The organism is Mycobacterium sp. DBP42, from assembly GCF_005924235.1.
Taxonomy (GTDB): Bacteria; Actinomycetota; Actinomycetes; order Mycobacteriales; family Mycobacteriaceae; genus Mycobacterium; species Mycobacterium syngnathidarum.
Window position 1 is genome coordinate 113,892 of record NZ_VCMY01000004.1, and the last position, 24,597, is coordinate 138,488.

At 67.1% G+C, this 24,597-nt stretch carries 24 protein-coding genes and 1 pseudogene; 17 read left to right on the plus strand and 8 right to left on the minus strand.

What is annotated here, in order from left to right:
• Window position 1 precedes the first annotated feature (1 nt).
• From E0T84_RS06530 to E0T84_RS06540, 3 genes are all read left to right on the plus strand, one after another.
• The gene (locus E0T84_RS06530) at window positions 2-421 is read left to right on the plus strand and encodes a cytochrome c oxidase subunit 4 (protein WP_070185328.1); all 420 of its coding nucleotides are present in this window, start codon (window positions 2-4) and stop codon (window positions 419-421) included.
• A gap of 184 nt (window positions 422-605) precedes the next feature.
• Window positions 606-1,484 carry an MmpS family transport accessory protein gene (locus tag E0T84_RS06535; RefSeq protein WP_070185327.1) on the plus strand — a complete coding sequence of 293 codons (879 nt, stop codon included), beginning with the start codon at window positions 606-608 and terminating at the stop codon, window positions 1,482-1,484.
• Window positions 1,484-2,065: a DUF2561 family protein gene (locus tag E0T84_RS06540; protein WP_070943325.1), complete on the plus strand. Its 582-nt coding sequence runs from the start codon at window positions 1,484-1,486 to the stop codon at window positions 2,063-2,065. Before E0T84_RS06535 ends, E0T84_RS06540 begins: the two co-directional genes overlap by 1 nt.
• 224 nt (window positions 2,066-2,289) lie before the next feature.
• On the opposite strand, the gene E0T84_RS06545 is transcribed toward E0T84_RS06540, so the two are convergent.
• The 4 genes from E0T84_RS06545 to E0T84_RS06560 are packed head-to-tail and all read right to left on the minus strand — an operon-like array spanning window position 2,290 to window position 6,543.
• Window positions 2,290-3,927 carry a cytochrome bc complex cytochrome b subunit gene (locus E0T84_RS06545; RefSeq protein ID WP_070185326.1) on the minus strand — a complete coding sequence of 546 codons (1,638 nt, stop codon included), beginning with the start codon at window positions 3,925-3,927 and terminating at the stop codon, window positions 2,290-2,292.
• A complete protein-coding gene (locus E0T84_RS06550; protein ID WP_070185325.1) occupies window positions 3,924-5,090 on the minus strand; it encodes a ubiquinol-cytochrome c reductase iron-sulfur subunit in 1,167 nt (388 codons plus the stop codon). The genes E0T84_RS06545 and E0T84_RS06550 overlap by 4 nt, the downstream gene beginning before the upstream one ends.
• On the minus strand, window positions 5,087-5,920 hold the full coding sequence (locus E0T84_RS06555) for a c-type cytochrome (RefSeq protein WP_070185338.1): 834 nt from the start codon (window positions 5,918-5,920) through the stop codon (window positions 5,087-5,089). Before E0T84_RS06555 ends, E0T84_RS06550 begins: the two co-directional genes overlap by 4 nt.
• A gap of 11 nt (window positions 5,921-5,931) precedes the next feature.
• Window positions 5,932-6,543 carry a heme-copper oxidase subunit III gene (locus E0T84_RS06560; protein WP_003885537.1) on the minus strand — a complete coding sequence of 204 codons (612 nt, stop codon included), beginning with the start codon at window positions 6,541-6,543 and terminating at the stop codon, window positions 5,932-5,934.
• A 123-nt stretch (window positions 6,544-6,666) separates the two neighbouring features.
• On the opposite strand from E0T84_RS06560, the gene trpD reads away from it, so the two are divergent.
• Window positions 6,667-7,773, plus strand: a complete 1,107-nt coding sequence (trpD, locus tag E0T84_RS06565; protein WP_075909582.1) for an anthranilate phosphoribosyltransferase — start codon at window positions 6,667-6,669, stop codon at window positions 7,771-7,773.
• On the opposite strand, the pseudogene E0T84_RS06570 reads toward trpD, so the two are convergent.
• Window positions 7,711-9,537, minus strand: a pseudogene (locus E0T84_RS06570) (DEDD exonuclease domain-containing protein); the annotation flags it as partial. The gene trpD and the pseudogene E0T84_RS06570 overlap by 63 nt on opposite strands.
• 134 nt (window positions 9,538-9,671) lie before the next feature.
• Here E0T84_RS06570 and E0T84_RS06575 point away from each other — a divergent pair.
• The 4 genes from E0T84_RS06575 to pimB all read left to right on the plus strand — a co-directional run bounded on the left by E0T84_RS06575 (window position 9,672) and on the right by pimB (window position 13,269).
• Window positions 9,672-9,938 carry a hypothetical protein gene (locus tag E0T84_RS06575; RefSeq protein WP_070185323.1) on the plus strand — a complete coding sequence of 89 codons (267 nt, stop codon included), beginning with the start codon at window positions 9,672-9,674 and terminating at the stop codon, window positions 9,936-9,938.
• Window positions 9,939-10,090: 152 nt separating this feature from the next.
• Window positions 10,091-11,227, plus strand: a complete 1,137-nt coding sequence (gene ripC, locus E0T84_RS06580; protein WP_070185322.1) for a peptidoglycan hydrolase RipC — start codon at window positions 10,091-10,093, stop codon at window positions 11,225-11,227.
• 53 nt (window positions 11,228-11,280) lie between these two features.
• Window positions 11,281-12,078: a peptidase gene (locus E0T84_RS06585; protein WP_171054940.1), complete on the plus strand. Its 798-nt coding sequence runs from the start codon at window positions 11,281-11,283 to the stop codon at window positions 12,076-12,078.
• 48 nt (window positions 12,079-12,126) lie between these two features.
• Complete coding sequence (gene pimB, locus E0T84_RS06590) at window positions 12,127-13,269, plus strand: GDP-mannose-dependent alpha-(1-6)-phosphatidylinositol monomannoside mannosyltransferase (RefSeq protein WP_138744075.1); 1,143 nt, start codon at window positions 12,127-12,129, stop codon at window positions 13,267-13,269.
• Window positions 13,270-13,279: 10 nt separating this feature from the next.
• Here pimB and E0T84_RS06595 read toward each other — a convergent pair whose 3' ends face one another.
• The gene (locus tag E0T84_RS06595) at window positions 13,280-15,097 is read right to left on the minus strand and encodes a long-chain fatty acid--CoA ligase (protein WP_070185320.1); all 1,818 of its coding nucleotides are present in this window, start codon (window positions 15,095-15,097) and stop codon (window positions 13,280-13,282) included.
• 94 nt (window positions 15,098-15,191) lie between these two features.
• Here E0T84_RS06595 and E0T84_RS06600 point away from each other — a divergent pair, with 94 nt between their 5' ends.
• From E0T84_RS06600 to E0T84_RS06620, 5 genes are all read left to right on the plus strand, one after another.
• On the plus strand, window positions 15,192-15,581 hold the full coding sequence (locus tag E0T84_RS06600) for a polyketide cyclase / dehydrase and lipid transport (RefSeq protein WP_138744076.1): 390 nt from the start codon (window positions 15,192-15,194) through the stop codon (window positions 15,579-15,581).
• Between the two features lie 78 nt (window positions 15,582-15,659).
• Window positions 15,660-16,097: an SRPBCC family protein gene (locus E0T84_RS06605; RefSeq protein ID WP_070185318.1), complete on the plus strand. Its 438-nt coding sequence runs from the start codon at window positions 15,660-15,662 to the stop codon at window positions 16,095-16,097.
• Complete coding sequence (locus E0T84_RS06610) at window positions 16,094-17,368, plus strand: ArsA family ATPase (RefSeq protein ID WP_110764911.1); 1,275 nt, start codon at window positions 16,094-16,096, stop codon at window positions 17,366-17,368. Before E0T84_RS06605 ends, E0T84_RS06610 begins: the two co-directional genes overlap by 4 nt.
• Complete coding sequence (locus E0T84_RS06615) at window positions 17,365-17,778, plus strand: hypothetical protein (protein ID WP_070185336.1); 414 nt, start codon at window positions 17,365-17,367, stop codon at window positions 17,776-17,778. The genes E0T84_RS06610 and E0T84_RS06615 overlap by 4 nt, the downstream gene beginning before the upstream one ends.
• 125 nt (window positions 17,779-17,903) lie before the next feature.
• Complete coding sequence (locus E0T84_RS06620) at window positions 17,904-18,647, plus strand: 1-acyl-sn-glycerol-3-phosphate acyltransferase (protein ID WP_070185317.1); 744 nt, start codon at window positions 17,904-17,906, stop codon at window positions 18,645-18,647.
• On the opposite strand, the gene E0T84_RS06625 is transcribed toward E0T84_RS06620, so the two are convergent.
• Window positions 18,644-19,957, minus strand: a complete 1,314-nt coding sequence (locus E0T84_RS06625; RefSeq protein WP_138744077.1) for a glycosyltransferase 87 family protein — start codon at window positions 19,955-19,957, stop codon at window positions 18,644-18,646. The genes E0T84_RS06620 and E0T84_RS06625 overlap by 4 nt on opposite strands.
• Window positions 19,958-20,040: 83 nt before the next feature.
• On the opposite strand from E0T84_RS06625, the gene E0T84_RS06630 reads away from it, so the two are divergent.
• The 4 genes from E0T84_RS06630 to E0T84_RS06645 are packed head-to-tail and all read left to right on the plus strand — an operon-like array spanning window position 20,041 to window position 23,336.
• Window positions 20,041-20,892: a hypothetical protein gene (locus tag E0T84_RS06630; RefSeq protein ID WP_070185315.1), complete on the plus strand. Its 852-nt coding sequence runs from the start codon at window positions 20,041-20,043 to the stop codon at window positions 20,890-20,892.
• A complete protein-coding gene (locus E0T84_RS06635) occupies window positions 20,892-21,404 on the plus strand; it encodes a polyadenylate-specific 3'-exoribonuclease AS (protein WP_070185314.1) in 513 nt (170 codons plus the stop codon). Before E0T84_RS06630 ends, E0T84_RS06635 begins: the two co-directional genes overlap by 1 nt.
• A 40-nt stretch (window positions 21,405-21,444) precedes the next feature.
• Window positions 21,445-22,842, plus strand: a complete 1,398-nt coding sequence (locus E0T84_RS06640; RefSeq protein ID WP_070185313.1) for a class II 3-deoxy-7-phosphoheptulonate synthase — start codon at window positions 21,445-21,447, stop codon at window positions 22,840-22,842.
• A gap of 29 nt (window positions 22,843-22,871) precedes the next feature.
• Window positions 22,872-23,336: a hypothetical protein gene (locus tag E0T84_RS06645; RefSeq protein ID WP_070185312.1), complete on the plus strand. Its 465-nt coding sequence runs from the start codon at window positions 22,872-22,874 to the stop codon at window positions 23,334-23,336.
• On the opposite strand, the gene E0T84_RS06650 is transcribed toward E0T84_RS06645, so the two are convergent.
• Window positions 23,337-24,590: a protein kinase gene (locus E0T84_RS06650; protein ID WP_070185311.1), complete on the minus strand. Its 1,254-nt coding sequence runs from the start codon at window positions 24,588-24,590 to the stop codon at window positions 23,337-23,339. It abuts the gene before it with no gap.
• Window positions 24,591-24,597: the final 7 nt, after the last annotated feature.

Consider the following 24,597-nt stretch of genomic DNA (forward strand, 5'->3'; position numbering starts at 1 on the left):
AATGCATATTGAAGCTCGACTGTTCGAGATCCTCACGGCGTTCTTCGCCTTGTCGGCGGTGGTTTACGGCGTGTTGACGGCGATGTTCGCCAACGGCGGTGTCGAGTGGGCCGGTACCACCGCGCTCGTTCTCACCACCGGCCTGACCCTGATCACCGGAACGTTCTTCCGCTTCGTGGCGCGTCGTCTCGACACCCGCCCGGAGGACTACGAGGACGCCGAGATCAGCGACGGCGCTGGGGAACTGGGCTTCTACTCGCCGCACAGCTGGTGGCCGATCCTGATCGCGCTGTCCTTCTCGGTCGCTGCTGTGGGCGCTGCCCTGTGGCTTCCCTGGCTGATCGTGGCAGGCGTCTGCTTCGTGCTGCTGGCTGTCAGCGGCCTGGTCTTCGAGTACTACTGGGGTCCTGAGAAGCACTGATCCGTCGGAACGTGCCGATTGTGACCTTGCCCAAGGTCACAATCGGGCCGTAACTTCATCTGCCACCGGCAGCGCCAGACCCGCCGGCATCATCTCGTTCGGTAATGTTGCCGGGGCACTGTCACCAGCGAACGTCCTCGTTCGCTCCGCGTGGCAGTGAAGTTGTCGAGAAGGATAGGCGTAGATGAGCGGGCCGAATCCCCCGGAACCGGGTGCCTCCGGTTCTGATTTGCCGGATCAACCCGGAAAACACTCTGCACCCGAGGAGCCGACTCAGGTGACCGGCGCCGACGCGGACGGCGGCGAGACGGAGTTCTACTCGCAGGCGTATTCCGCGCCAGAGTCGGAGCAGTTCACCAGTGGGCCATACGTGCCGGCCGATGTGGCGCTCTACGACTACGACGACTACGACTCGGCTACCGAGCTGGTCGACACCGCCCCGCCGCCGCGCTGGCCCTGGGTGGTCGGCGTTACGGCCATCATCGCAGCCGTCGCCCTGGTCGCGTCTGTGGCCGTATTGGTGACCCGGGACGAAGACACCACCAACCTGGCGACCCCGCAGCCGAGTACCACCTCGTCGGCGCCGCCGGTGCAGGACGAGATCACCACGACGACTCCGCCTCCGGCGCCGCCACCGCCCCCTCCGACATCGGAGGCGCCGCCTCCGCCACCACCGGAGACCGTGACGGTCACCGAGCCGCCGCCGCCTGCCCCGGCACCGCCCAGTGAGGCGCCGCCCCCGGCTCCCAGCACCCCGGCGGCACCGCCGACCACCACGACGACGCATGCCGGGCCCCGTCAGGTCACCTATTCGGTGACGGGTACCAAGGCACCGGGTGACATCATCACGATCACCTACGTCGACGGCAACGGGAACCGGCGCACCCTGCGCAATGTGTACATCCCGTGGACCTTCACGATGACCCCGATCTCCAACTCGGACGTCGGATCTGTCGAGGCGTCCAGCTTGTTCCTGGTCAGCAGGCTGAACTGCTCGATCACTGCCAGCGATGGAACCGTGCTGTCGTCGAACGCCAACAACTCCGCACAGACTGCCTGCTGATGTCCCGGCCGATCAGCGAACTCGACAACACCGACCGAGTTTTGCTGGGCGCGTGCGCCGCGGTATGGCTCGCTGCACTGGGTGCTGGGGTGGCCGCTGTCGTCGCGCTGGTGGATCTGGGCCGCAGTCATCCGCAGGGCGTAGAGAGTGCTGACACTCCATGGGTGCTCTACACCGTGATGGGCTTGTCGGTCGTGGTGATCGCCGGGGCCGTGCCATTGCTGCTGCGGGCGCGAGCCCAGGCGGACCACCCCCAGCCCGGTCGCAGACCCCAGCCGCCGGCTCGGTCACCACGCCCGATCGGTGGTAGCTACCGGGCCGCACCGCCCGCGATGAGTCGCTACACCGCCGGCACCGGCGCGGCCGCCGCGGCGGTCGAGGCGTTATGGCTGCGATTTACCCTCTCTGTCGTCTGCGCCATCGGCCTGGGAACTGCAGCCGTCGGCCTGGCCACCTATCTCATGGCCACCGGAAGCAATGTGGCGGCCTGGTGTCTGTATGGCGTGGCGGGCCTCGCCACCGCCGGTCTCGTCGGCCTGTTGGTCGTCGCATTGCGCCAGCTGGACGCTCTGCCCTCCTGAACCCTGACTGTCTGCGCCCGCAGCGTGCGTCGTGGCGGGCTCTGGGAGCCGTTGCCTGGGCCAATGTCACGCTGGCGTGGCTCTCGGGCTCGACGGTTGCGCTGGCGTGACACAGCCCGGCACCCGTCCCCAGATGTGGCGGGCCGAAGAGATCCACCTGCACACAAAACAATCGCCGCAGCCTCTCGATGAGGCTGCGGCGATTGTTTGGGGTAGGGGAGTGGTCAGTGGTGACCGTTGGTCTCCCCGTTGCCGTCTTGACCCTGGTATTCGCGCAGGGCGGTCAAGGCCTTGTGCTCCGAGGTGTGTGCGGCCTCGGTGAGCGCATCGTGCTCGACAGCCGGATCGGCGAACAGGAAGCTGCCGGTGCCCGGTGAGCCGGCCGAACCGAGCTTGTTCATCCGCTTCGGCAGGGCAGCACCCTGGTACTCCAGCGGAATCGGGTGGCCGTGATCGTCGACCGGTCCCAGCGGCTGGTGCAGCTCGACGTAGGCACCGTGCGGCAGGCGCTTGATGATGCCGGTCTCGATGCCGTGCTCGAGCACCGCACGGTCACTGCGCTGCAACGAGATTGCCCAGCGGTAGGCGACGAAGTACACGATGGCCGGCAGCACGACCATGCCGATGCGGCCGATCCAGGTGGTCGCGTTCAGCGAGATGTGGAACTTGAGCGCGATGATGTCGTTCATCGCGGCCAGGGTCAGCACCATGTAGAACGCGATCGCCATCGAACCGATGGCGGTCCGCACCGGCACATCACGCGGACGCTGCAACAGGTTGTGGTGTGCGTCGTCGCCGGTCACCTTCTTCTCGATGAAGGGGTAGGCGATCAGCAGACCGAAGACACCGCCCATGATGAGCGCGACCCAGACCACCGCCGGGATGGTGTGGCCGAACGGGTAGAACTCCCACGCCGGCCAGATACGCGCCAGGCCCTCGGTCCACATCATGTAGAAGTCGGGCTGGCTACCGGCCGACACCTGAGATGGCTTGTAGGGGCCCAGATTCCAGATCGGGTTGATCGTGAGCAGGCCGCCCATCAGGCCGAGCACACCGGTGATCATCGCGAAGAACGCACCCGACTTCACCGCGAACACCGGCATGACGCGCACGCCGACGACGTTGGTCTCGGTGCGGCCGGGGCCGGGGAACTGCGTGTGCTTCTGGAACCACACCAGCGCCATGTGGGCACCGATCAGGGCGAGGATGATGCCCGGGATCAGCAGGATGTGCAGCGCGTAAAGGCGCGGGATCAGGATCTCGCCGGGGAAGTCACCACCGAACAGCGCCCAGTGCAGCCAGGTTCCGATGATCGGCATACCCAGCGTGATCGAGGACAACGCGGCGCGCAGACCGATACCGGAGAGCAGATCGTCGGGCAGCGAGTAGCCGAAGTAGCCCTCGAACATCGCCAGGATCAGCAGCAGCGAGCCGATAACCCAGTTGGCCTCACGGGGACGGCGGAAGGCGCCGGTGAAGAAGATGCGCGCCATGTGCACCATGATCGACGCGGCGAACATCAACGCGGCCCAGTGGTGGATCTGGCGGACGAACAACCCGCCGCGCACCTCGAAGCTGATGTCGAGGGCGGACTCGTAGGCCCGCGACATCTGCACACCGCGAAGCGGTTGGTAAACACCGTCGTAGGTGACGTGTGCCATCGACGGATCGAAGAACAGCGTCAACCAGACACCGGTGATCAGCAGCACGATGAAGCTGTACAACGCGATCTCACCCAGCAGGAAGGACCAGTGGGTGGGGAACACCTTGTTCAGCTGCCGGCGTACCGCAGCCGACGGGTGATAACGGGAATCGATCGCATCGCCTTGGGCGGCTGCGACCTTGGCAAGGTCAGGGCTCATGATTTGCGCTCCCAGAATGCCGGTCCGACGGGTTCGACGAAGTCGCCGTTGGCGACCAGGTAGCCGTCTTTGTCAATGGTGATGGGCAGCTGCGCCAAAGCGCGCGCAGCCGGACCGAATATGGGCTTTGCGAAGTGCAACGCGTCGAACTGCGACTGGTGGCACGGGCAAAGGATGCGGTAGGTCTGCTGCTCGTAGAGCGAGGACGGGCAGCCCAGGTGCGAGCAGACCTTGGTGTAGGCGAACAGCTCACCGAAGTTGAAGCTCTCCTGGCCCTTCCGCTTGACCACGCGAGGCATGTCGGCCGGCTTGATGCGGATCAGCATGACCGGATTACGCACACCCATGGCGATCTCGGTCAGGTGATGCTCCGACTCGACCGTGGTGCCGTCGCCGTCGGACTCACGCCAGGGGAAGACGGTTTCCATGCCGCCGGCGTCGAGATCCTCGGGTCGCATCTTGACGAACGGTGACGAGCCGGGCCGGCCGGTTGCGCGGGCCAGGTAGATGGTCTCGCCGTGGAACCGGGGAGTCCACCCCGACGTCCACAGCACGGCCTTCTTGCCTTCGGCGGTCGGAACCACCGGCTTCCACGGGTTCTTGATCAACCCGCCGATGAACGCGACCAGGGTGCCGGCACCGAATGCGCCGAGGCCGATGCCCAGCGACAAGCCGATCAGCTTGCGGCGCTTGACGGTCGAGCCTTCCAGAGCGTCACCGAGGTTGGCCGCGATGGTCTTGCGGGCCAGCTCGGGGGAGCGTCCGTCGTGGCGATCCTGGACCGAGATCTCCTCGGGGATGAACTTCTTCTGGAACAGGACCGCGCCGATGCCGATCGCCAGGATCGAAAGCCCGAACGTGAGGCCGTACAGCGGGGTGGCCAACGAATAGAGGAACTCGCCTTCCGACCCGAAGGGCTGGTACTCCCACGGCCAGAAGATGAAGATCAGCAACAGTGCCAGGCCCGAAAGCCCGCCGAGCAGAAGCCAGTACGCGACCAGCCGCTCGGTGCGCTTCTCGGCCTTGGTGCCGGGGACCGGCCAGCGCGGCTCCTTGAAGATCGTCTCGACGCCGTCGATCTTGCCGCCGAGCTCAACGAGATCCTCACGCGACATCGAAGCCAGCTCGTCGTCGCTGGGAATCTTCGGTGTGTTGTCGGTCATGCTCGTGCCCCGATCCACATTGCCACGCCGATAGCGGCGACCATTCCGATAATCCACATCGCCATGCCCTCGGGAGCCGGCCCGAAGCCGCCGAGCCCGTAACCGCCGTAGCTGGGTGTCTCAGCCGACTCGCGGACGTAGGCGACGATGTCGCGCTTCTCTTCCGGCGACAGCTGCCGGTCGGAGAACTTCGGCATGTTCTGCGGGCCGGTCTGCATCGCGGTGTAGATCTGGGCCGGTTCGGCGTCCCCGAGGTCCGGCGCGTACTTACCGGAGGACAGCGCGCCGCCCTTACCGGTGAAGTTGTGGCAGGACGCGCAGTTCAGCCGGAACAGGTCGGCGCCGCGGGCCACGTCGGACCCGATCAGCGATTCCTGGGCGACGCCGCCGTGCTCGTCGCGGATCACCGTCGGGCCGCCGCCGTTGGCCTGAACGTAGGCACCCAGCGCGTCGATCTGGTTCTCGTCGAAGTGCTCGGGCTTGGACGGTGCCTGGGCCTCACCGCGCATCGCGGGCATACGACCGGTCGAAACCTGGAAGTACACGGCGGCCTCGCCGGTACCGATCAGGCTGGGCCCGCGATCGGGCACACCCTGCAGGTTGGCGCCGTGGCACGAAACGCACGACGTCTCGAACAGTTGCTCACCCGTGCGCAGCAGTGCCGACTGCGATTCGTCGGCGACTGCGACCTGCGGTGTGGGCGTCAGCGTGGCCGCAACACCACCTGCGACTGACAGGCCGACCAGCAGCAGTAGGCCTGCTGACAGTCGTCGGCGCAGTCGTCGGCGCGACTTGCTGGTCATCGAACCCCTTCTCATCGAGTCGATCATCGGCCAGCCGATCATCGGACAAAGTAGATGGTGGCGAACAGCGCAATCCAGACGATGTCGACGAAGTGCCAGTAGTACGAGACGACGATCGCCGCGGTGGCCTGCGCGGGCGTGAACTTACTCATCTTGGTGCGGGCCAGCAGCAAGATGAACGCAACTAGTCCGCCGATGACGTGCAGGCCGTGGAAACCGGTCGCCAGATAGAAGACCGATCCGTAGGCGCTGCCCGGGATGGTGGTGCCGTGCTCGACCAGGTGGATGTACTCGTATCCCTGGCCCAGTACGAAGAACAGGCCCATCAGGAACGTGATCACATACCACCGGCGCAGCCCGAACACGTCGCCGCGTTCGGCGGCAAACACGCCCATCTGGCAGGTGAAGGATGACGCGATCAGAACCAGCGTCACCGGAACAGCAAGGGCCAAATTGAGTTCGGTCGGCTCGGGTGGCCAGTCGCCACCGGCTTGTGCGCGCGCCGTGAAATACATCGCGAAGAGTCCAGCAAAGAACATGAGTTCACTGGAAAGCCACACGATGGTGCCGACACTGACCATGTTCGGCCGGTTCAGCGAATGAACGCGCGACGTGATTGCCGTTCCCGAGGTACCTACAGCGCTCGTCACATCCGCAAGTATGACGCTTTGTAGTTGTCGAACTCCACCCGGGTCGAGCAATTGACCCCAAACGTGTCGCCTTCTGGTCGGCGTGGAGCGGGCCGCAGACGGGCGCGGAGATAGCATTCGGCGGTGGCTCCTGCATCTTCTCCTCAGTTCCCGCCGGGCGACCAGTCCTCCGCACGCGCCGGGGCGGCGCCGTCGTGGCCGCTCATCCTCGGGCGGCTGACCACCGAGCAGACCCTGCCCAACGGTTATGCGGGGTGGGCCATGGACCAGATCATGACCGGTGTGGCGACCCCGGCTCAGATCGCGGGCTTCGCGGTCGCGATGAAGATGAAGCGCCCGACCTCCGCGGAAGTCGGGGAGTTGGCGGACATCATGTTGTCGCATGCCCGCCGGGTGCCCACGGCTCAGATCGGCCACGAAACCGTCGACATCGTCGGCACCGGCGGCGACGGGGCCAACACGGTGAACCTGTCGACCATGGCGGCCATCGTGGTGGCGGCCTGCGGTGTGCCGGTGATCAAGCACGGTAACCGCGCGGCGTCGTCGTTGTCGGGCGGTGCGGACACCTTGGAAGCGCTCGGGGTGCGGATCGACCTGGGCCCCGATGAGGTGGCCCGCAGTGTCGCCGAGGTCGGTATCGGGTTCGCCTTCGCCCCGCAGTTCCACCCGTCGTACCGGCACGCCTCGGTGGTGCGCCGCGAGATCGGTGTCCCGACGGTCTTCAATCTGCTTGGACCGTTGACGAATCCGGCCGCCCCCCGGGCCGGCCTGATCGGCTGTGCGTTCGACGACCTGGCCGAGGTGATGGCCGGGGTGTACGCAGCCCGCGGCTCCAGCGTGTTGGTCGTGCACGGCGACGACGGCCTCGACGAGCTCACCACCACAACCACCAGCACCATCTGGCGCGTGCAGGCCGGCACCGTGGACCGGTTGAAGTTCGATCCCGCGGCCTTCGGCTTCAAGCGTGCCGACATCAGCGAGTTGATCGGCGGCGACGCCACCGCCAACGCGGCCTCGGCGCGCGCCGTCCTGAGCGGGGCCAAGGGGCCCGTGCGTGATGCGGTGGTGCTCAACGCGGCGGGTGCGATGGTGGCCCATGCCGGCCTAGCCAGCGACGCCAAGTGGGTGCCTGCGTGGGAAGACGGTCTGGCGCGCGCCACCGAGGCCATCGACTCGGGTGCGGCCGAACAGCTGCTCGCGCGTTGGGTGCGGTTCAGCCTGCAGTTCTGAGTGCTGCTGGGCCGCCGCCAGCCGGGCCGAGCGCGCGGTTGCGGCCCACTGCGCATAGCGGCCGGCCGCGCCGATCGGCGTCGAATAGCCACTGTCGGCGTCGCCGCCCGTGCGCACGATGCGCACCCCGGGGGCGGCCAGCCAGCGGGCGATGAGCGCGGTCTCCTCCACCAGCGCACCACCCAGAGGCGTTGCGGTGGGCAGGATTACCTGTGCAGCCGTGCAGATCGCATCGACCACGGGCATGGGCGGCACACCGCGCGGGGCAGTGCCGGCCCCAGCCAACTGGCCGTGGCGGATCACCGCGAAATGCCAGCCGCCATTGCCGTCACCGCGCGCAGCCACCAGCTCGGGCACTTCGGACAGAGCGCGAAGCCGCTGCCCGCGCCACAGCGCCTCGATGGCGACCGCGGCGTGGTCGCGCAGTCGGGCGGCCGTCTCATACCGCCGGGCGGCCGCCAGCTCGCCGATGTGGGCCAATGTCGCCGACAAGGCGTCGTGGTCGGTGCCGTTGAGCAGCGCGGTGGCCCGTTCCACGGCGGCCGCGTACGACGCGGCGGCAACATCCTGCGGGGCCGGGCACGGTGACAGTTCGACCTCGGGGCAATGGTGGGTCGCGGTCGCGCCGAAGCGGGCCGTGCAGGTGCGCACACCGGTGAATCGGGCCAGCACAAGAGCCGACTGTACGGCGTCGGCCCGGGCCGAGAACGGCCCGAAAGCGGTGCGGCGACCTGGGTTTCGCACCGCCGACAGCCGTGGGAAGGCCTCGTCGGTGAGGGCCACCCACCACCAGCGCTGCGGGAATTTGGATCGACGGTTGTACGGCGGTGCGTGAGCCGCGAGCATTCGCAGCTCGCGGACCCCGGCCTCCAGGTCGTGGGCGCATTCGACATGGTCGACGGCCTGCGCCAGGGTGGCCATCTCCTTCATCCGGGCCCGCGGATCGGCGCCGGTGAAGTACTGCCGGACCCGGCGTCGCAGATCGACCGCGGTACCCACGTAGAGCACCTCGCCGGAGGGCCCGCGGAACAGGTAGACGCCGGGCCGGTTGGGCAACCGGTCGGCCAGTGAACGGTTACGGCGCTGCGCCGGGGTGACATCCGGCAGGTAGTTCTTGAGGTCGGCGAAGGTGTGGATGCCCTGGTTGCCGACTCGTTCGATCAGGCCGTGCAGGACGTCGACGGTGGCGCGGGCGTCGTCGAGCGCGCGGTGCGTAGGTGTCGTGGATGCGCCGAACAGCCGGGCCAGTGCGGACAGCTTCACGGTCGGCGCTTCGTCCCGGGTCAGCACACGACGGGCGAGTTTCACCGTGCACAGCACCGGCGGGCGCGGCCAGTTGAGCCCGGCCCGCTCCGATGCCGCGCGCAGAAACCCGATATCGAACCCGGCGTTGTGGGCGACCAACACCGCGCCCCGGGAAAACTCGAGGAAGGCGGGCAGCACGCTCTCGATCTTGGGCGCGTCACGCACCATCGCCGTGGTGATGCCGGTGAGCTCGACGATCTGGGGCGGGATCGCGCGGCCCGGATCGATGAGCGTGGCCAACTCTCCGAGCACCTCGCCGCCGCGGATCTTCACCGCACCGATCTCGGTGATGGCGTCGTAGCCATCGCCCGGCGCCTTCGCGGTGGCGCGCCCACCGGTGGTCTCCAGATCCACCACCACGAAAGTGGTCTCGGCGAGGGACAGAGCCGCATCGGGGTCGACGGCGGGGCCCAAACTCAAGGTCAGCTGCTCGGCTTCGGCGGTGATGCGCTGGCCCATGGCGATGACGGTAGGCACTGCCCCCGACAAACGCCGACAAGCTCGCCGTCCTTCGCTCCGCTACTTGTCGGCCCCGCTACTTGTCGGTGCGCGGCGATAGCGTGCGCCCAACACCGATCGAAAGGACGGTCAAGATGAGCGGAGTGCGGCAGGACAACTGGTCCTATGCCGACGAGCCTCGCCCACACGAGCTCGACAGGGGCAGCGTGACCATCGACTGTGACGATTGCGCGGTACGCGGGCCCGGCTGTCAGGACTGCGTCGTGAGCGTGTTGCTCGGCGTCCCCGAAACTTTGCTGGATGACGAGCGTGCGGCACTGGAAGTGCTCGCTGACGTGGGTCTTGCTCCGCGGCTGCGGCTCGTGCCGATTCACCGAGACGGCCGAACGGGAGTCGCCTGACGACACGCAACGCTTCCCGCACAGGAAAATTCCCAGGGAGGGCTGTTAAATTTGCAGCTTCTGTTGGACAAGCCCGATGCCGTTTCGTAACCTATCTGAGACCTAAGAGCAGTTCGAGGCGGCTCGCCATCGCCAGTTGTGAGGACGAAAACTTGAGGCACGAGCGCGCGCACCGGCCCACAAGTCGTGTCAAGCGACCCATTGCAGGTGCAATAGCGGGCTTGCTCTTGATATCCGGATTGCTGGCCACCAGTTCGCACGCCGACCCTGGTGACGATGCGCTGGCAAAGCTCAACGAGCTGTCCCGCCAGGCCGAGCAGACCACTGAGGCGATGCACTCGGCGCAGCTCGATCTCAACAACAAGCTTGCCGCACAACAGAGCGCGGAAAAGAAGCACGCCGACGACACCGCGGCGGTCGATCAGGCCAAGTCGCAGCTGGCTATCTTCCAGTCATCGGTCAACAAGGTAGCTGCGGCTCAGTACATGGGCGGCCGAACCTCCGGTGTCGATGCGATCTTGACCGCCGGCTCGCCGCAGCAGCTGATCGAGCAGCTCGCCGTGCAGCGGGTGATGGCGACCGAGATGTCGGCGCAGATGAAGAACTTCCGCTCGATGGGCGAAAAGGCCGCGTTGGCGGAGAAGGAATCGGCGAAATCGGCCGCAGACGCCAAGACCGCCGCCGAGCAGGCCGCCGCAGTGCGCGCCGACCTGCAATCCAAGCAAAGTCAACTGCAGGTTCAGATCGCCATCGTCAAATCGCAGTACCAGGCGTTGAGCCCGGCCCAGCGGGACGCGATGAACGCCTTGCCGCCGACGCCGCCGGTGCCTGCGCCCGAAGCGTTGCCGCCGGCGCAGGATCCCGCCATATTGGCCGACCCGCCGAACGGCATACCGCCCGGTGATGTTGCCCCGCCGGAGGGGGCTCTGCCAGACGGGGGCGGTGGCCATTCGGGCACTGTCATCCAGGCGGCGTTGAGCCGGATCGGCTCGCCGTACTCCTGGGGCGCGGCCGGTCCGAGCTCCTTCGACTGCTCAGGTCTGGTGATGTGGGCGTTCCAGCACGCCGGGGTCTCACTGCCGCATTCGAGCCAGGCCATGGCCCGCGGGGGTCAGCCGGTGTCGACGGATTCGATGCAGCCCGGCGACGTGGTGACCTATTACTCCGATGCTTCCCACGTGGGCATCTACATCGGCGACGGAATGATGGTGCATGCATCGACCTACGGCACCCCGGTTCGGGTCGCCCCGGTCAACAATGCGCCGATCTACAACGTTCGCCGCTACTGAGCCGGCCCGACAGCGGTTCGCTTCTGAGTACCCGCAGGCGGCTGGTGGCCGCACTGCTGCTGGTGGAACTCGCGCTGGCGGCGGTGCTGCTCTGGACGGCCGCATCGCCGCCGCAGTTGCCCTCGCCGGCGGCGCCGTCTCGGAGCGCGGCCGCTCCGGCCGTCCCAGTACCGCCCGACCCCGTCACGTCGGTGGTGTTGCCCGACGGGCGCACCGCCCAGCTACTCGCCCTCGAAGGCTCTCAGTCCTCGGACCTGCCTCAGCGGCTAGCCGCGGAGCTTCCCGCCGCTGCCGCTGCGGTGACCGCGTTCTGGGGGCCGGATTGGCGGCAGGACATCGAGATCGCGGTCGCAGGCTCCGATCAGCAGTTCCGGGTTTTGGCCGGCGGAGCCGCCGACATCGCCGCAACCACAACTGCACAACGGATCATGTTCGCCCCCGGCGCAGCCCACATGAGTCCGGCGGCGTTGCGAATTGTGTTGCGTCATGAGCTGTTTCATTACGCGGCCCGGTCAGCGACGGCAGCCGATGCACCGCGGTGGCTGACCGAAGGGGTGGCCGACTATGTCGGCCGCCCGCCCACGGCGGTACCGGCGCAGGCCGGGCTGCCGGTGCAGCTGCCTTCCGATGCGGACCTTGACACCCCCGGGCGCGTCCGCAGCCTGGCCTATGACCGGGCGTGGTGGTTCAGCCGTTATGTCGCCGACGTGTACGGCGCACCGAAGCTGCGTGAGCTCTATCTGCGCGCCTGCGGACCCGGCCATCCGGATGTGGCCACCGCCGTGCGGGAGGTCCTGGGCGCCGACCTCGACGTCGTGGTCGCCGGTTGGCGTCGCTGGCTGACCGGATAGCCTTGCGGCGATGGACACCAGACGGGTCGCAGAGGGCAGTCAACCGCGATGACGCGGGTTTTGTTGGTCACCAACGACTTTCCACCGCGACGCGGCGGCATCCAGTCGTACCTGGAGGCGTTCGTCGGTGAATTGGTGCGCGACGGCTCGCACGAGCTCACGGTGTACGCACCGAAATGGAAGGGCGCACCGGATTTCGATGATCGGGCCGTAGCGGCGGGATACCGGGTGGTGCGCCACCCGACGACGCTGATGGTGCCCGAGCCGACCGTCGCGTCCCGCATGCAGCGGTTGATCGCCGAGAACGACATCGAGACGGTGTGGTTCGGGGCGGCCGCACCGCTGGCCCTCCTGAGCCCACTGGCTCGCAGAGCCGGGGCCCGGCGCATCGTGGCGAGCACCCACGGCCACGAAGTCGGCTGGTCGATGCTTCCGGTGGCGCGAGCCGCACTGCGCCGTATCGGCGACGATGCCGACGTCGTGACGTTCGTCAGCCGCTACACCCGCGGCCGGTTCGCCTCGGCCTTCGGCCCCCGGGCCGCGCTGGAGCATCTGCCGCCCGGCGTGGACACCGATCGTTTCGTGCCCGATCCGGTGGCCCGGGCCGAATTGCGTGCCCGTTACGGGCTGGGCCGGCGTCCGGTAGTGGTGTGCTTGTCGCGTCTCGTGCCACGCAAAGGGCAGGACATGCTGATCCGTGCCTGGCCGGCCATCCGGCGTCGCGTTCCCGGCGCCGCGTTGGTCGTCGTCGGTGGGGGACCGTACCTGGGCAAACTTCAGCAACTCGCGCACGCGCACGACGTGGCCGCTGACGTCACCTTCACCGGCGCGGTGCCCGGCGCGGAACTGCCCGCTCACCATGCCATGGCCGACGTGTTCGCCATGCCTTGCCGAACCCGCGGCGCGGGCCTGGATGTCGAGGGGTTGGGCATCGTCTACCTCGAGGCCTCGGCGTGTGGCGTCCCGGTGGTCGCCGGAACGTCAGGCGGGGCACCCGAAACCGTCCTCGACTGCCGGACCGGCACCGTCGTGGACGGTACCGATGTGGCGGCGGTGGCGACGGCCGTCGGCGACGTGCTGGCCGATCCCGGCCGTGCCGCCGCGATGGGGGCGGCAGGACGCCACTGGGCAGTCGACAACTGGCAGTGGCGCGCCCAGGGCGCCCGGCTGACCGGGCTGCTCTCGGGCTGAGCCGGCGCGATCAGCCGTAGAGCGCGGCGATGTCGGTGGCGAACTTCTCGGCCACCACCTTGCGCTTGACCTTCAGGGTCGGAGTCAGTTCACCGGTGTCCTCGGTGAAGTCGACCGGCAGGATCCGGAACTTGCGGATCGATTCGGCGTGCGACACCGCCTGATTGGCTTCCTTGACCGCGAGGTCGATCTCGGCCAGCAGATCGGGGTCGTCGGCGAGATCGCCCACCGATGCGGCCGTGTCTTTGCCGTTGCGCTGCTTCCAACCCGGGAACGCCTCGGGGTCGATCGTGATGAGCGCGGCGATGAACGGCTGTTGATCGCCCACCGCCATCGCCTGGCTGATCAGGGGATGGGCCCGCAACCGATCCTCGAGCAGCGCGGGGGCGACGTTCTTGCCGCCGGCGGTGACGATGATCTCCTTCTTGCGTCCCACGATGGTCAGGAAGCCGTCGTCGTCGATCGAACCCAGGTCACCGGTGTGGAACCAGCCATCGGTGAACACCGCGTTGGTCTCGGTCTCGTTGCCCCAATAGCCGCTGAACACCACACCGCCCTTGACCAGCAGCTCGCCGTCTTCGGCGATGCGCATGCTGTTGCCCGGCATCAGCTTGCCGACCGAGCCGACCTTGAGCTCGTTGACCCGGTTGACGGTGATGGCCGCGCTGGTCTCGGTGAGGCCGTAGCCCTCGTAGATGCTCAGGCCCACGCCGCGATAGAAGTGGCCCAGCCGCGCGCCCAGCGGCGCGCCGCCGGAGATCGCCGCCCGGCATTCGCCGCCGAGGGCTGCCCGCAGCTTGCCGTAGACCAGCTTGTCGAACAGTGCATGCTTGGCGCGGAGGATCAAGGACGCGCCCGCTGTGCCCTTATTGTCCTGGGCCTTGCTCCACTCGATCGCGGTGTCGGCGGCGATCGCGAAGATCTTGCCCTTGCCGTCGTTGCGGGCGTTCTGCTCGGCGGTGTTGTAGACCTTCTCGAACACCCGGGGCACCGAGACCACCAGTGTCGGCTTGAAAATGCCGAAGGTCGGGACCAGGTTCTTGATGTCACTGGTGAACCCGAGGGTGACCTTGTTGGTGAACGCCGCGATGGTGATGGCCCGGGCCAGCACGTGGGCCAGCGGCAGGAACACCAGCATTCGTTCGCCTGGGGCCAGTTGAGTGGGGAAGCAGGCCTTGGCGCCCCGGATCTCGTAGAGCAAATTCGAGTGGGTCAGCTGGCAGCCCTTGGGCTGGCCGGTGGTTCCCGAGGTGTAAATCAGGGTGGCCGGGTCGGCCGACCGGATCCCGGCCAGTCGCTTGTCGAGCTCGGCAGCGTCGGCCGATTTACCCGCTTCGGCCATGGCGTCCAGTGCAGGCGTGCCGGTGCCGTCGATGGTGAGCACCTTGTGTAGTTCGGGCAGCTGGCCGCGGAGTTGCTCGACGGTCTCGGCGTGCGCGTCGGTCTCGGCGAAGACGATCTTCGCCGCGGAGTTGTCGAGGACGAACCGCACCTGTTCGGCCGAGGAGGTCTCGTAGATCGGCACGGTCACCGCGCCCACCGACAGGATCGCGAAGTCGATGATGGGCCACTCGTAACGGGTGGCGGACAGAACCGCCACACGATCGCCGGGCTGGATGCCCTCGGCGATCAGGCCCAGGGCCACCGCTCGGATCTGGCCGGCCGCTTCGGCGCAGGTCACGTCGGTCCACTCGCCGTCGACCAGGCGCCGGAAGATGACGTGGTCGGGGCTGTCGGCGGCGTGCGTGGATACCGAATTGACGATGCTGTCGTGCTCGCCGACGGTAAAAGACGCGGGCACGCTGTATTCCCGCTCTGACTCACGCACGATCTTGCCCTCCAGGCTTGTGGTACCGGCTTTGCGGGTCAGCCTAGTCGGCCGCAGTAGGCAGACGATCAGGCATGTGTGAAGCTAGTCCGCGATGAACAGCATTCAGATCGCTGACGAGACGTTCGTGTGCGCCGATCCGGTCGCCGTGGGCGCCGCGGTCGCCGACCCGGCCAGCTGGCGGCGGTGGTGGCCCGACCTGGTGCTCAAGGTTGTCGAGGACCGTGCCGAGAAGGGCCACCGCTGGAATGTGACCGGCGCGTTGACCGGCACGATGGAGGTCTGGCTCGAGGAGGTGATGGACGGTGTGGTGCTGCATTACTTCCTGCACGCCGAACCGTCGGGCGCCACGGCCAAGCAGTTGGCCCAGATGGATCTGGCAAAGATGAACCACGAACGCCGGGTCGCGGGCAAGGCGATGTCGTTCGGGATCAAGCAGCGTCTTGAGGCCGCTCGCCCGGTCGGGGTATCCCGACTGGCCTGACCGGGTCCCTCGACAGGAGGGTAGATTTCTCTCCCGAGAGCCAGGGCAGCCCCGTGGGGCGGGGAGAAGGGCGACGCGGTGGCCGACAAGACGACACAAACCATCTACATCGACGCTGAGCCGGCGACGGTGATGGATGTCATCGCCGATATCGGCTCGTACCCGCAGTGGGTCGCCGAATACAAAGAAGCCGAGGTCCTCGAGACAGACCCGCAGGGAAATCCCAAGACCGCGAGGCTCGTGCTCGATGCCGCGGTGCTCAAAGACACCATGGTGCTGGCCTACGTGTGGCCGGCCGACCGCAAGTCGGTGACCTGGTCGCTGGTATCCAGTTCGCTGTTGCGGGCGCTGGAGGGGACATACCGGTTGGCGCCCAAGGGATCTGGCACCGAGGTGACGTATGAGCTCTCGGTCGACCTGATGATCCCGATGATCGGTCTGCTCAAACGCAAGGCCGAGCGGCGGCTCACCGACACCGCACTCAAAGACCTCAAGAAACGAGTAGAGGCTGAGTGACTTCGCCGGACGGAAGCGCACCTTCTCCCGCGAGGATCAGCCTGTTCGTCGGCAAGGGTGGGGTAGGTAAGTCGACGCTGGCGACGGCAACCGCGGTCCGTGACGCCGCGTCGGGACAGCGGGTGCTGATCGTGTCGACCGATCAGGCGCATTCCACGGGCGATGTACTGGGGATCACGCTCGCCCCCACAGGTCTGCGGGCCCCCACTCGGGTGCTCTGCGATCTGGACGCCGGATCGGCCGAAGCGGGCGGCGTGCTCGACGCCCTTGCGCTCGACACGCTGGCCCTGCTGGGTGCCCGCTGGGTTGAGACGGCCGGCCCGCTGGCAGCTCGCTTCCCCGATTCCGATCTGGGAGATGTTGCTCCTGAAGAACTTTCGGCGCTACCGGGAATTCAGGAGGTGCTCGGGCTGCACGAGGTGGGGGAGCTCGCCGATTCTGGTCGCTGGGATCACGTGGTCGTGGACTGTGCTTCGACCGCCGATGCGTTGCGGATGCTCACGTTGCCGGAGACGTTCGGCCTGTATCTCGAGCGGGCCTGGCCACGGCACCGCCGCCTCTCGGGTTCGCCGGACGCGGTCAGCGCGGCCATCGTCGCCTTGATCGAGCGGGTGGATGCCGGCATCCGCAAACTGGGTGCCCTGCTCACCGACGGATCCCGGGTGAGCGCCCATCTGGTGCTCACCCCCGAGCGGGTGGTGGCGGCCGAGGCAGCGCGAACATTGGGTTCGCTTGCCCTGATGGGCGTCGAGGTTACCGAGATCATCGTCAATCAGATTTTGGTGCAAGATGATTCGTTCGAGTATCAGAATCTTCCCGCCCATCCCGCCTTCGACTGGTACACCGAGCGGATCGCCGAACAGCAGTCGGTGCTCGACGGTCTCGATGCCGGCATCGGTGACGTGCAGTTGGTGCTCGTGCCGCATGTGCCGGGGGAGCCGATCGGCCCCAAGGCGCTGGGAGAGTTGATCGACCGGGCGCGACGGCGCGACGGGTCGCCGCCGCCGGGCCCGTTGCGGCCCATCGTCGACCGAGAGTCGGGGTCTGGACTCGAAGCGGTGTACCGGATGCGGCTAGAGTTGCCGCAGATCGATTCGGCCGACCTCACGTTGGGTCGTGTCGATGACGACTTGATCATCGGTGTTGCGGGCATGCGGCGCCGGGTGCGGTTGGCCTCTGTCCTGCGTCGTTGCATCGTGACAGATGCGCAATTGCGCGGTAGTGAGCTGACGGTACGTTTTCGTCCGAATCCGGAGGTGTGGCCGGCATGACGGGACCTCATCCCGAGCTGGGTTCGGAGCTGCGGCAATTGGCGCAGGAGATTCTCGACCGGCTTGACCCGGCGGTGCGGTTGGCCGCGGCCAGCTTCGCGGCCTCGGCCGACGGCAGCCCGGGCAAGTGTCAGCAGGTGTGGTGTCCGGTGTGTGCACTGGCCGCGGTGATCAACGGTGAGCAGCATCCGCTGCTGTCGGTGATCGGTGAGCACAGCGTGGCCCTGCTGACGGTGATCCGTGCGGTTCTCGACGATGGACGAGCCGACGGAACCGACGGGCCAGATGACGGCCCAGGCGGGGGTAGCCCGCCACCCGGCGGCGGTCCCGATACACCGCCACCCGACGACTATCCGTCCCCGCCGTCGCCCGGCCGCTACCAGCACATCCCGGTCACCTTCGAAGATTGAGCGGATTGAGCAATTTGCTGTACTGCTGAGACACAGCAGGCATACAGGGCTTGCTGTGGTAGCCACAACATGGCCTGGGTACAGTTGTCGCAGAGCATTGCGCAGTGCGCACAAGTGGAGGGTCCATGTGGTATTGGCTGTTCAAGTACATCCTGTTGGGCCCCTTGCTGGCCGTGTTGGGTCGCCCCAAAATCACTGGGCTGGAACATGTTCCGGCCGACGGTCCAGCCATCTTGGCCAGTAATCACCTGGCGGTGATGGACAGTTTCTATCTTCCGCTGGTGGTCAGCCGCCGCATCACATTCCTGGCCAAGCAGGAGTACTTCACCGGCACCGGGATCAAGGGCCGGTTCCTGGCCTGGTTCTACACCGTCGTGGGCCAGGTGCCCATCGACCGCACCGATGCCGATTCGGCGCAGGCGGCGCTGATCACCGCCAAGCGCATCCTGGGCGAGGGAAAGCTGCTCGGGATGTATCCCGAGGGCACCCGCTCACCGGACGGCCGACTCTACAAGGGCAAGACCGGGCTGGCCAGATTGGCGCTGGAGACCGGTGTGCCCGTGATCCCGGTGGCCATGGTCGGCACCGACGTGGTCAATCCGCCGGGGTCCAAGGGGCTTCGGTTCGGCCGGGTCGAGGTCAGGTTTGGTGAGCCGATGGACTTCAGCCGGTTCGACGGCCTGGCGGGCAACCGTTTCATCGAGCGCGCCGTGATCGACGAGGTGATGTACGACCTGATGGATCTGTCCGGTCAGGAATACGTCGACATCTACGCGGCAGCGGTCAAGGAGAGCGCGCAACAGACCAACGGCCAGCCGGTCGACGCGAGCAAGCCGGCTTCCCGGCTGCCGCACGCCGCTGCGGGTTAGGCGCTTTCGCCGCCGCTGAGGTGAACCAGCGGGGTGGCGGGCGCCGCAGCAGTCTTGCCCGCCCGGGGAGTGGAGACGACTCCGATCACCGCGATGACCGCGAGTGCCCACCAGAGGTAGGAATCGGCGGCCAGTTGCCGGACGACTGACGCCGCGGTCTCGTGGTGTGGGGTCAGCAGTGCGATCGGTGTCCACACCATCAAGGCGAATCCGATCAGCGTCACCGCGGCCAGGCGCAGCGCGGCCAGATGTGTCTGGCGCATCCGGTAGGCGAGGACGCCGGTGACCACCAGGGCAGGCAGTGACCACACCCAGTGGTGTGACCACGACACCGGCGAGACCACCAGGCCGAACATCGCGACACAGATCAGCGCGACCACCGGCCCCTCGTCGAGGCCGGAGCGCAGGACACGCCGAACCGCCCAAACCGTCAGAGCCAGCACCGCGAAGCAGGCGATCACCCACAACGCGAACCGCGGCCCCTCGGACAGGCCGAGCCGCGCCAGCGTGCCCGCGATGTTCTGATTCGTGTTGAGGGTGGCCGTTCCGATCCGGTCGGTGTTGCGCACCGTCTCCGTCCAGTACTCGATCGAGTCCGTCCAGGCCAGGACGAATCCCGCTACGGTCGCCACCACCGCGGCGGCTCCGGTCCGCAGCAGTGTGCGGAAGTCGCGACGCAGCAGGAAATACAGAACGAACACCGCGGGAGTGAGTTTGAGCGCGATCGCCAGGCCCAGCAGCATGCCGCGGGGCCACGGAGTCCGGCGCGGTACACAGTCGGCGATCACCAGCGTCATCAGGACCACATTGATCTGACCGAATTCGAAGTTCGACCGGATCGGCTCCAGCCAGATGACCGCGGGTGCCACCAGCGCGGTCGCCAACCAGCAGCGACGCAGCCAGGCCGGCTCCGGGGTGATCGTGGTTTCGGGCCAGATGTTCAGGCGCGTCAGCACGATGACCATCGAGATGATCAGGAGGACCAGGGTGGTGGCGGTGATCGCCACGCTGGCCGCAGGCAACGACAGCCAGGCGAACGGCGCGAACAGGATTGCCGCGAGCGGTGGATAGGTGAACGGCAGATCGAGGCCGCCCTGGGTGTGGAAGATGGCGCCGTCGGCATACAGCGGTTGGTTGTCCAACCAGGCCCGCCCGCCCATCCGGTACACGTCGATGTCGATGCGATAGGGCACGTGGCCCAGTAGCCGCCAGCCAACCAGGATCAGCCCGGCCACTGTGAGCAACTGAAAAAGCCGCCACCCGATCGTCGGTGCCCAACCAGCTGCGCCGGGCGACTGCCGCTTACTCATGTTCTGAACAGACTATCGGGGGTAGCCCGCGGACTGCGCAACCGCACTCGCGACGCGCGCAGGTCGGCGTAAGTTCTTTGGGCGTGCACGCGACCGTTCATCTCGATTTCCTCGCCCGCGATCGCCTGCCTTTGCTGTGCTGCCTGGTGGCGTTCATTCTCACGTTCTTCGTGACCCGCATCGTGGTGCGCTACATCCGCCGCAATGCCGGCAGCGACCGTCCGCCCAGGTGGTGGCAGCCGCGCAACATGGGGCACGGCTCGGTGCACATCCACCACATGGTGATCGGGGTCGTTTTGGTGATGGTGTCGGGCGTGACGATGGTGACGCTGGCGGTCAGCGGCGGGGTGGCGGAGTTCACCGTGGCAGCGGTGTTCTTCGGCATCGGAGCGGCCCTGGTGCTCGACGAGTTCGCGCTGATCCTGCACCTTTCGGACGTGTATTGGGCCGAGGACGGCCGTACCTCGGTAGACGCGGTGTTCGCCGCGGTCGCGGTGGCGGGGCTGTTGATCCTCGGTTTCAATCCGCTGTCATTCTTTGATATCGGTATCTGGCGTGAGGACCAGTCGCCGGCCGTGCGAGCACTCGTGGTCGCGATGGCGGTGCTGACCTTGCTGCTGGCGGTGGTGGTCCTGCTCAAGGGCAAGGTCTGGACTGGATTGGTGGGTATGTTCATAACCCCGTTGTTGTTCGTCGGAGCGGTCCGGCTGTCGCGGCCGCATGCGCCGTGGGCGCGCTGGCGCTACACCAGCCGTCCTCGCAAGATGCACCGCGCGCTGGAACGGGAGCGCTGGCTGCGCCGGCCCGTGGTGCAGGCCAAACTGTGGCTACAGGACGCGATCACCGGGATGCCGAAGTTCCCCGACGACGCTGCCGTCGACGCCCAGCTGGACCGGGAGATCCATGCCGCCCCGGCCCCGGGACGGACCGCCTGATGCGCTATTTCTACGACACCGAGTTCATCGACGACGGTCGCACCATCGAGTTGATCTCGATCGGCGTCGTCGCCGAGGACGGACGCGAGTACTACGCGATCTCGACCGAATTCAACCCGGACCGAGCGGGTCGCTGGGTGCGCAAGCACGTTCTGCCCAAACTGCCGTCCCCGTCCTCGCAGCTGTGGCGGTCGCGGCGGCAGATCCGGTCCGAGCTGGAGGACTTCTTCGACATCGACGGCGACGAGCCGATCGAGCTGTGGGCCTGGGTGGGTGCTTACGACCATGTCGTGCTCTGCCAGCTGTGGGGTCCGATGACCGATCTGCCTCCGGCGATGCCGCGATTCACCCGTGAGTTGCGGCAGTTCTGGGAGGACCGCGGATCGCCGCGAATGCCACCGCGCCCGACCGAGGCGCATGACGCCCTGGTGGACGCGCGGCACAACCTGCACCGGTTCCAGTTGATGACGGGCTTGGGGCTGGCGCCCGCGCGCGATCCCGGCACCGCGTAACCGGCGAAAACGGTTGTTCACCGGTGGTTACCATGAACGGGTGAACTGGACCGTTGACATCCCCATCGACGAGCTGCCGCCACTGCCTCCGCTGAGCGACGAGCAGCGTCATCGGCTCGACGCGGCCCTTGCCAAGCCTGCCGTGCAGCAGCCCAGCTGGGACCCGGAAGCGGCGAAGGCGATGCGCACCGTGTTGGAGAGCGTGCCGCCGGTCACGGTGCCGTCGGAGATCGAGAAGCTCAAGGGCCTGCTGGCGGACGTGGCTCGGGGTGAGGCGTTCCTGCTCCAGGGCGGCGACTGTGCCGAGACGTTCGTCGACAACACCGAGCCACACATCCGGGCCAACATCCGCACGCTGCTGCAGATGGCCGTCGTGCTGACCTATGGCGCCAGCATGCCGGTGGTGAAGGTGGCCCGTATCGCCGGCCAGTACGCCAAGCCGCGGTCGGCCGACCTGGACGCGCTGGGCCTGCGGTCCTACCGCGGTGACATGATCAACGGCTTCGCCCCGGACGCCGCCGTACGCGAGCACGATCCGTCACGGCTGGTGCGGGCTTATGCCAATGCCAGTGCGGCGATGAACCTGGTGCGAGCACTCACGTCATCGGGGTTGGCCTCGTTGCACCTGGTGCACGACTGGAACCGCGAGTTCGTCCGGACATCGCCCGCGGGCGCCCGCTACGAGGCGTTGGCCGGTGAGATCGACCGGGGCCTGAAGTTCATGTCCGCCTGCGGGGTGGCCGATCGCAATCTGCAGACGGCCGACATCTTCGCCAGTCACGAGGCACTGGTGATCGACTACGAGCGGGCGATGCTGCGCCTGTCCGACCCGGCCGAGAACCCGGACGGACCGCGCAAGTTGTACGACCAATCCGCGCATTACCTGTGGATCGGTGAGCGCACACGCCAGCTCGACGGTGCCCACGTGGCGCTGGCCGAGGTGATCGCCAACCCGATCGGAATCAAGCTGGGGCCGACCACAACTCCGGAGCAGGCCGTCGAGTACGTGGAACGGCTGGACCCGAACAACGAGCCGGGCCGGCTGACCCTGGTGACGCGGATGGGCAACAACAAGGTCCGCGATCTGCTCCCGGCGATCATCCAGAAGGTCGAGGCCACCGGTCACAAGGTGATCTGGCAGTGCGACCCGATGCACGGCAACACCCACGAATCGTCGACGGGCTACAAGACCCGGCACTTCGATCGCATCGTCGACGAGGTGCAGGGTTTCTTCGAGGTGCACAATGCGCTGGGCACCCATCCCGGCGGTATCCACGTCGAGATCACCGGCGAGAACGTCACCGAGTGTCTCGGTGGGGCACAGGACATCTCGGATACGGATCTGGCCGGGCGCTATGAGACCGCGTGCGACCCGCGACTCAACACGCAGCAGAGCCTGGAGCTGGCATTCCTCGTCGCCGAGATGCTGCGCGAGTAGGGCAGCGACGGTCTGGGTACCCGATTGGCATGGGTACCGCAACCACGTGGGCGATCGTCGGCGCCACTTCTGCGTTGCTGACCGCGGCGTGTTCCGAAACGGCTGACTTCACACCGGACAACCGCGGTGAGGACACCGAGACGCCGCTGACGTCGGTGGACAACGCATACATCGTGCCTGCCCACATGCCGGGCAACTGCGCGGTCCAGGTCGGCAGCGATGCCGAGTTGCGGTTCACCGCGACCAACGGCAGATCGACCGGATCCGAAAGCCTGTTGTCGATCACCACCGACGCGGCGAATGCGGTGCGGATACCGGCCGAAGGCGCAGTGGACATCGGACCCAAGTCCTCACAGGAGATCGTCGCGGCCGTCCAAGGTCTGCGGGAAAAGGTTCGCCCGGCGATGTCGGTGGAGGTCACGTTCCGGTTCGATCAGTCGGGGGACATCGAGATGCGGGTGCCGGTCGAAGCCTGTCCCGCCCAGCAGACCTAGCTAGAGCAGTGCGCCGATGTTGCTGCCGATCGTCCAGGCGGCGGCGGTGACGAGTCCGGTGAATGTGATGACCGCGATGACCCAGAACGCCAGCGCCCGTTTGGCGCGCTGGCGAGCCCAGTAGAACTCGCTCATCTCGACACCGGCGAATTGTGCGGCCCCGAAAGCGTATTCGGGGTCGGCGGGGATCGGTGCCCAATCGTGCTGGTCTCGGGTGAGTTCGCGGGTGGGCTGGCGCGGCGCGGGCGCCACCGCCGGCGAGGCCAAAGGTGCGGCCGTCGCCACGGTGGCGGCCTCGGCCCGCGGATCGTCAGGCTCGGCGAGCTCGTGCACGCGGGTGGCGGCCAGGTGCTGTGCGGACTGCTGCGGTGCGGGCACCCGGAACGCAGGCAGGTCGAGGTCGTCGACGATCTCGTGCAGTTCGGCTCGCATGTCGTCGGCGTCGGTGAACCGGTGCGCGGCGTCACGGGCGGTGGCGCGGCGTACGAATTGATCGAATTGTGTTGGCACCCCGGCGATTACCGTACTGGGTGCGGGCACGTCGTTGTCCATGCGCTGGTAGGCGACCGTGAGGGCGGAGTCACCGGTGAACGGTGTGAAGCCGGTGAGCAGTTCGTAGGTGAGGATGCCGACCGCGTACACGTCGCTGCGTGGGTCGGCGTCACCGGTACTGACCTGCTCGGGAGACAGATAGGCCGCGGTGCCGAGGATCACGCTGGTTGAGGTGATCTTGGCCTCGGCCACGGCGCGCACCAGACCGAAGTCGGCGATCTTGACCTCGCCGTCGTCGGAGATCAGCACGTTCTCAGGTTTGATGTCGCGGTGTACGAGTCCGGCGCGGTGTGCCACCGCGAGGCCGCCCAGCACCGGCTCGAGCACTGCGGCCACCGCATGCGGGGGCATCGGGCCGCGCTCGGCCAGCAGCTCGCGCAGCGTGCCACCCTCGATCAGCTCCATCACGAGGAAAGGCGGCTCCTGGGCGTTGCCTCCACCGCCCTGGTCGTAGACCGCCACCAAGCCCGGATCCTTCAATCGGGCCACGGCCTTGGCCTCGCGGCCGAACCTGGTCAGGAAATGGCTGTCGCCGCTGTAGCGGGAGTCCATCACCTTCAGGGCCACGGGGCGGTCCAGCCGGACGTCGAGGCCGCGGTAGACGGTGGACATGCCGCCGGTGGCGATGGGCGTGTCCACGCGGTAGCGCCCGTCCAGCATCGTGCCGACGAGTGGATCCGATTGCTGCCCCACCGGACACATGTTACGA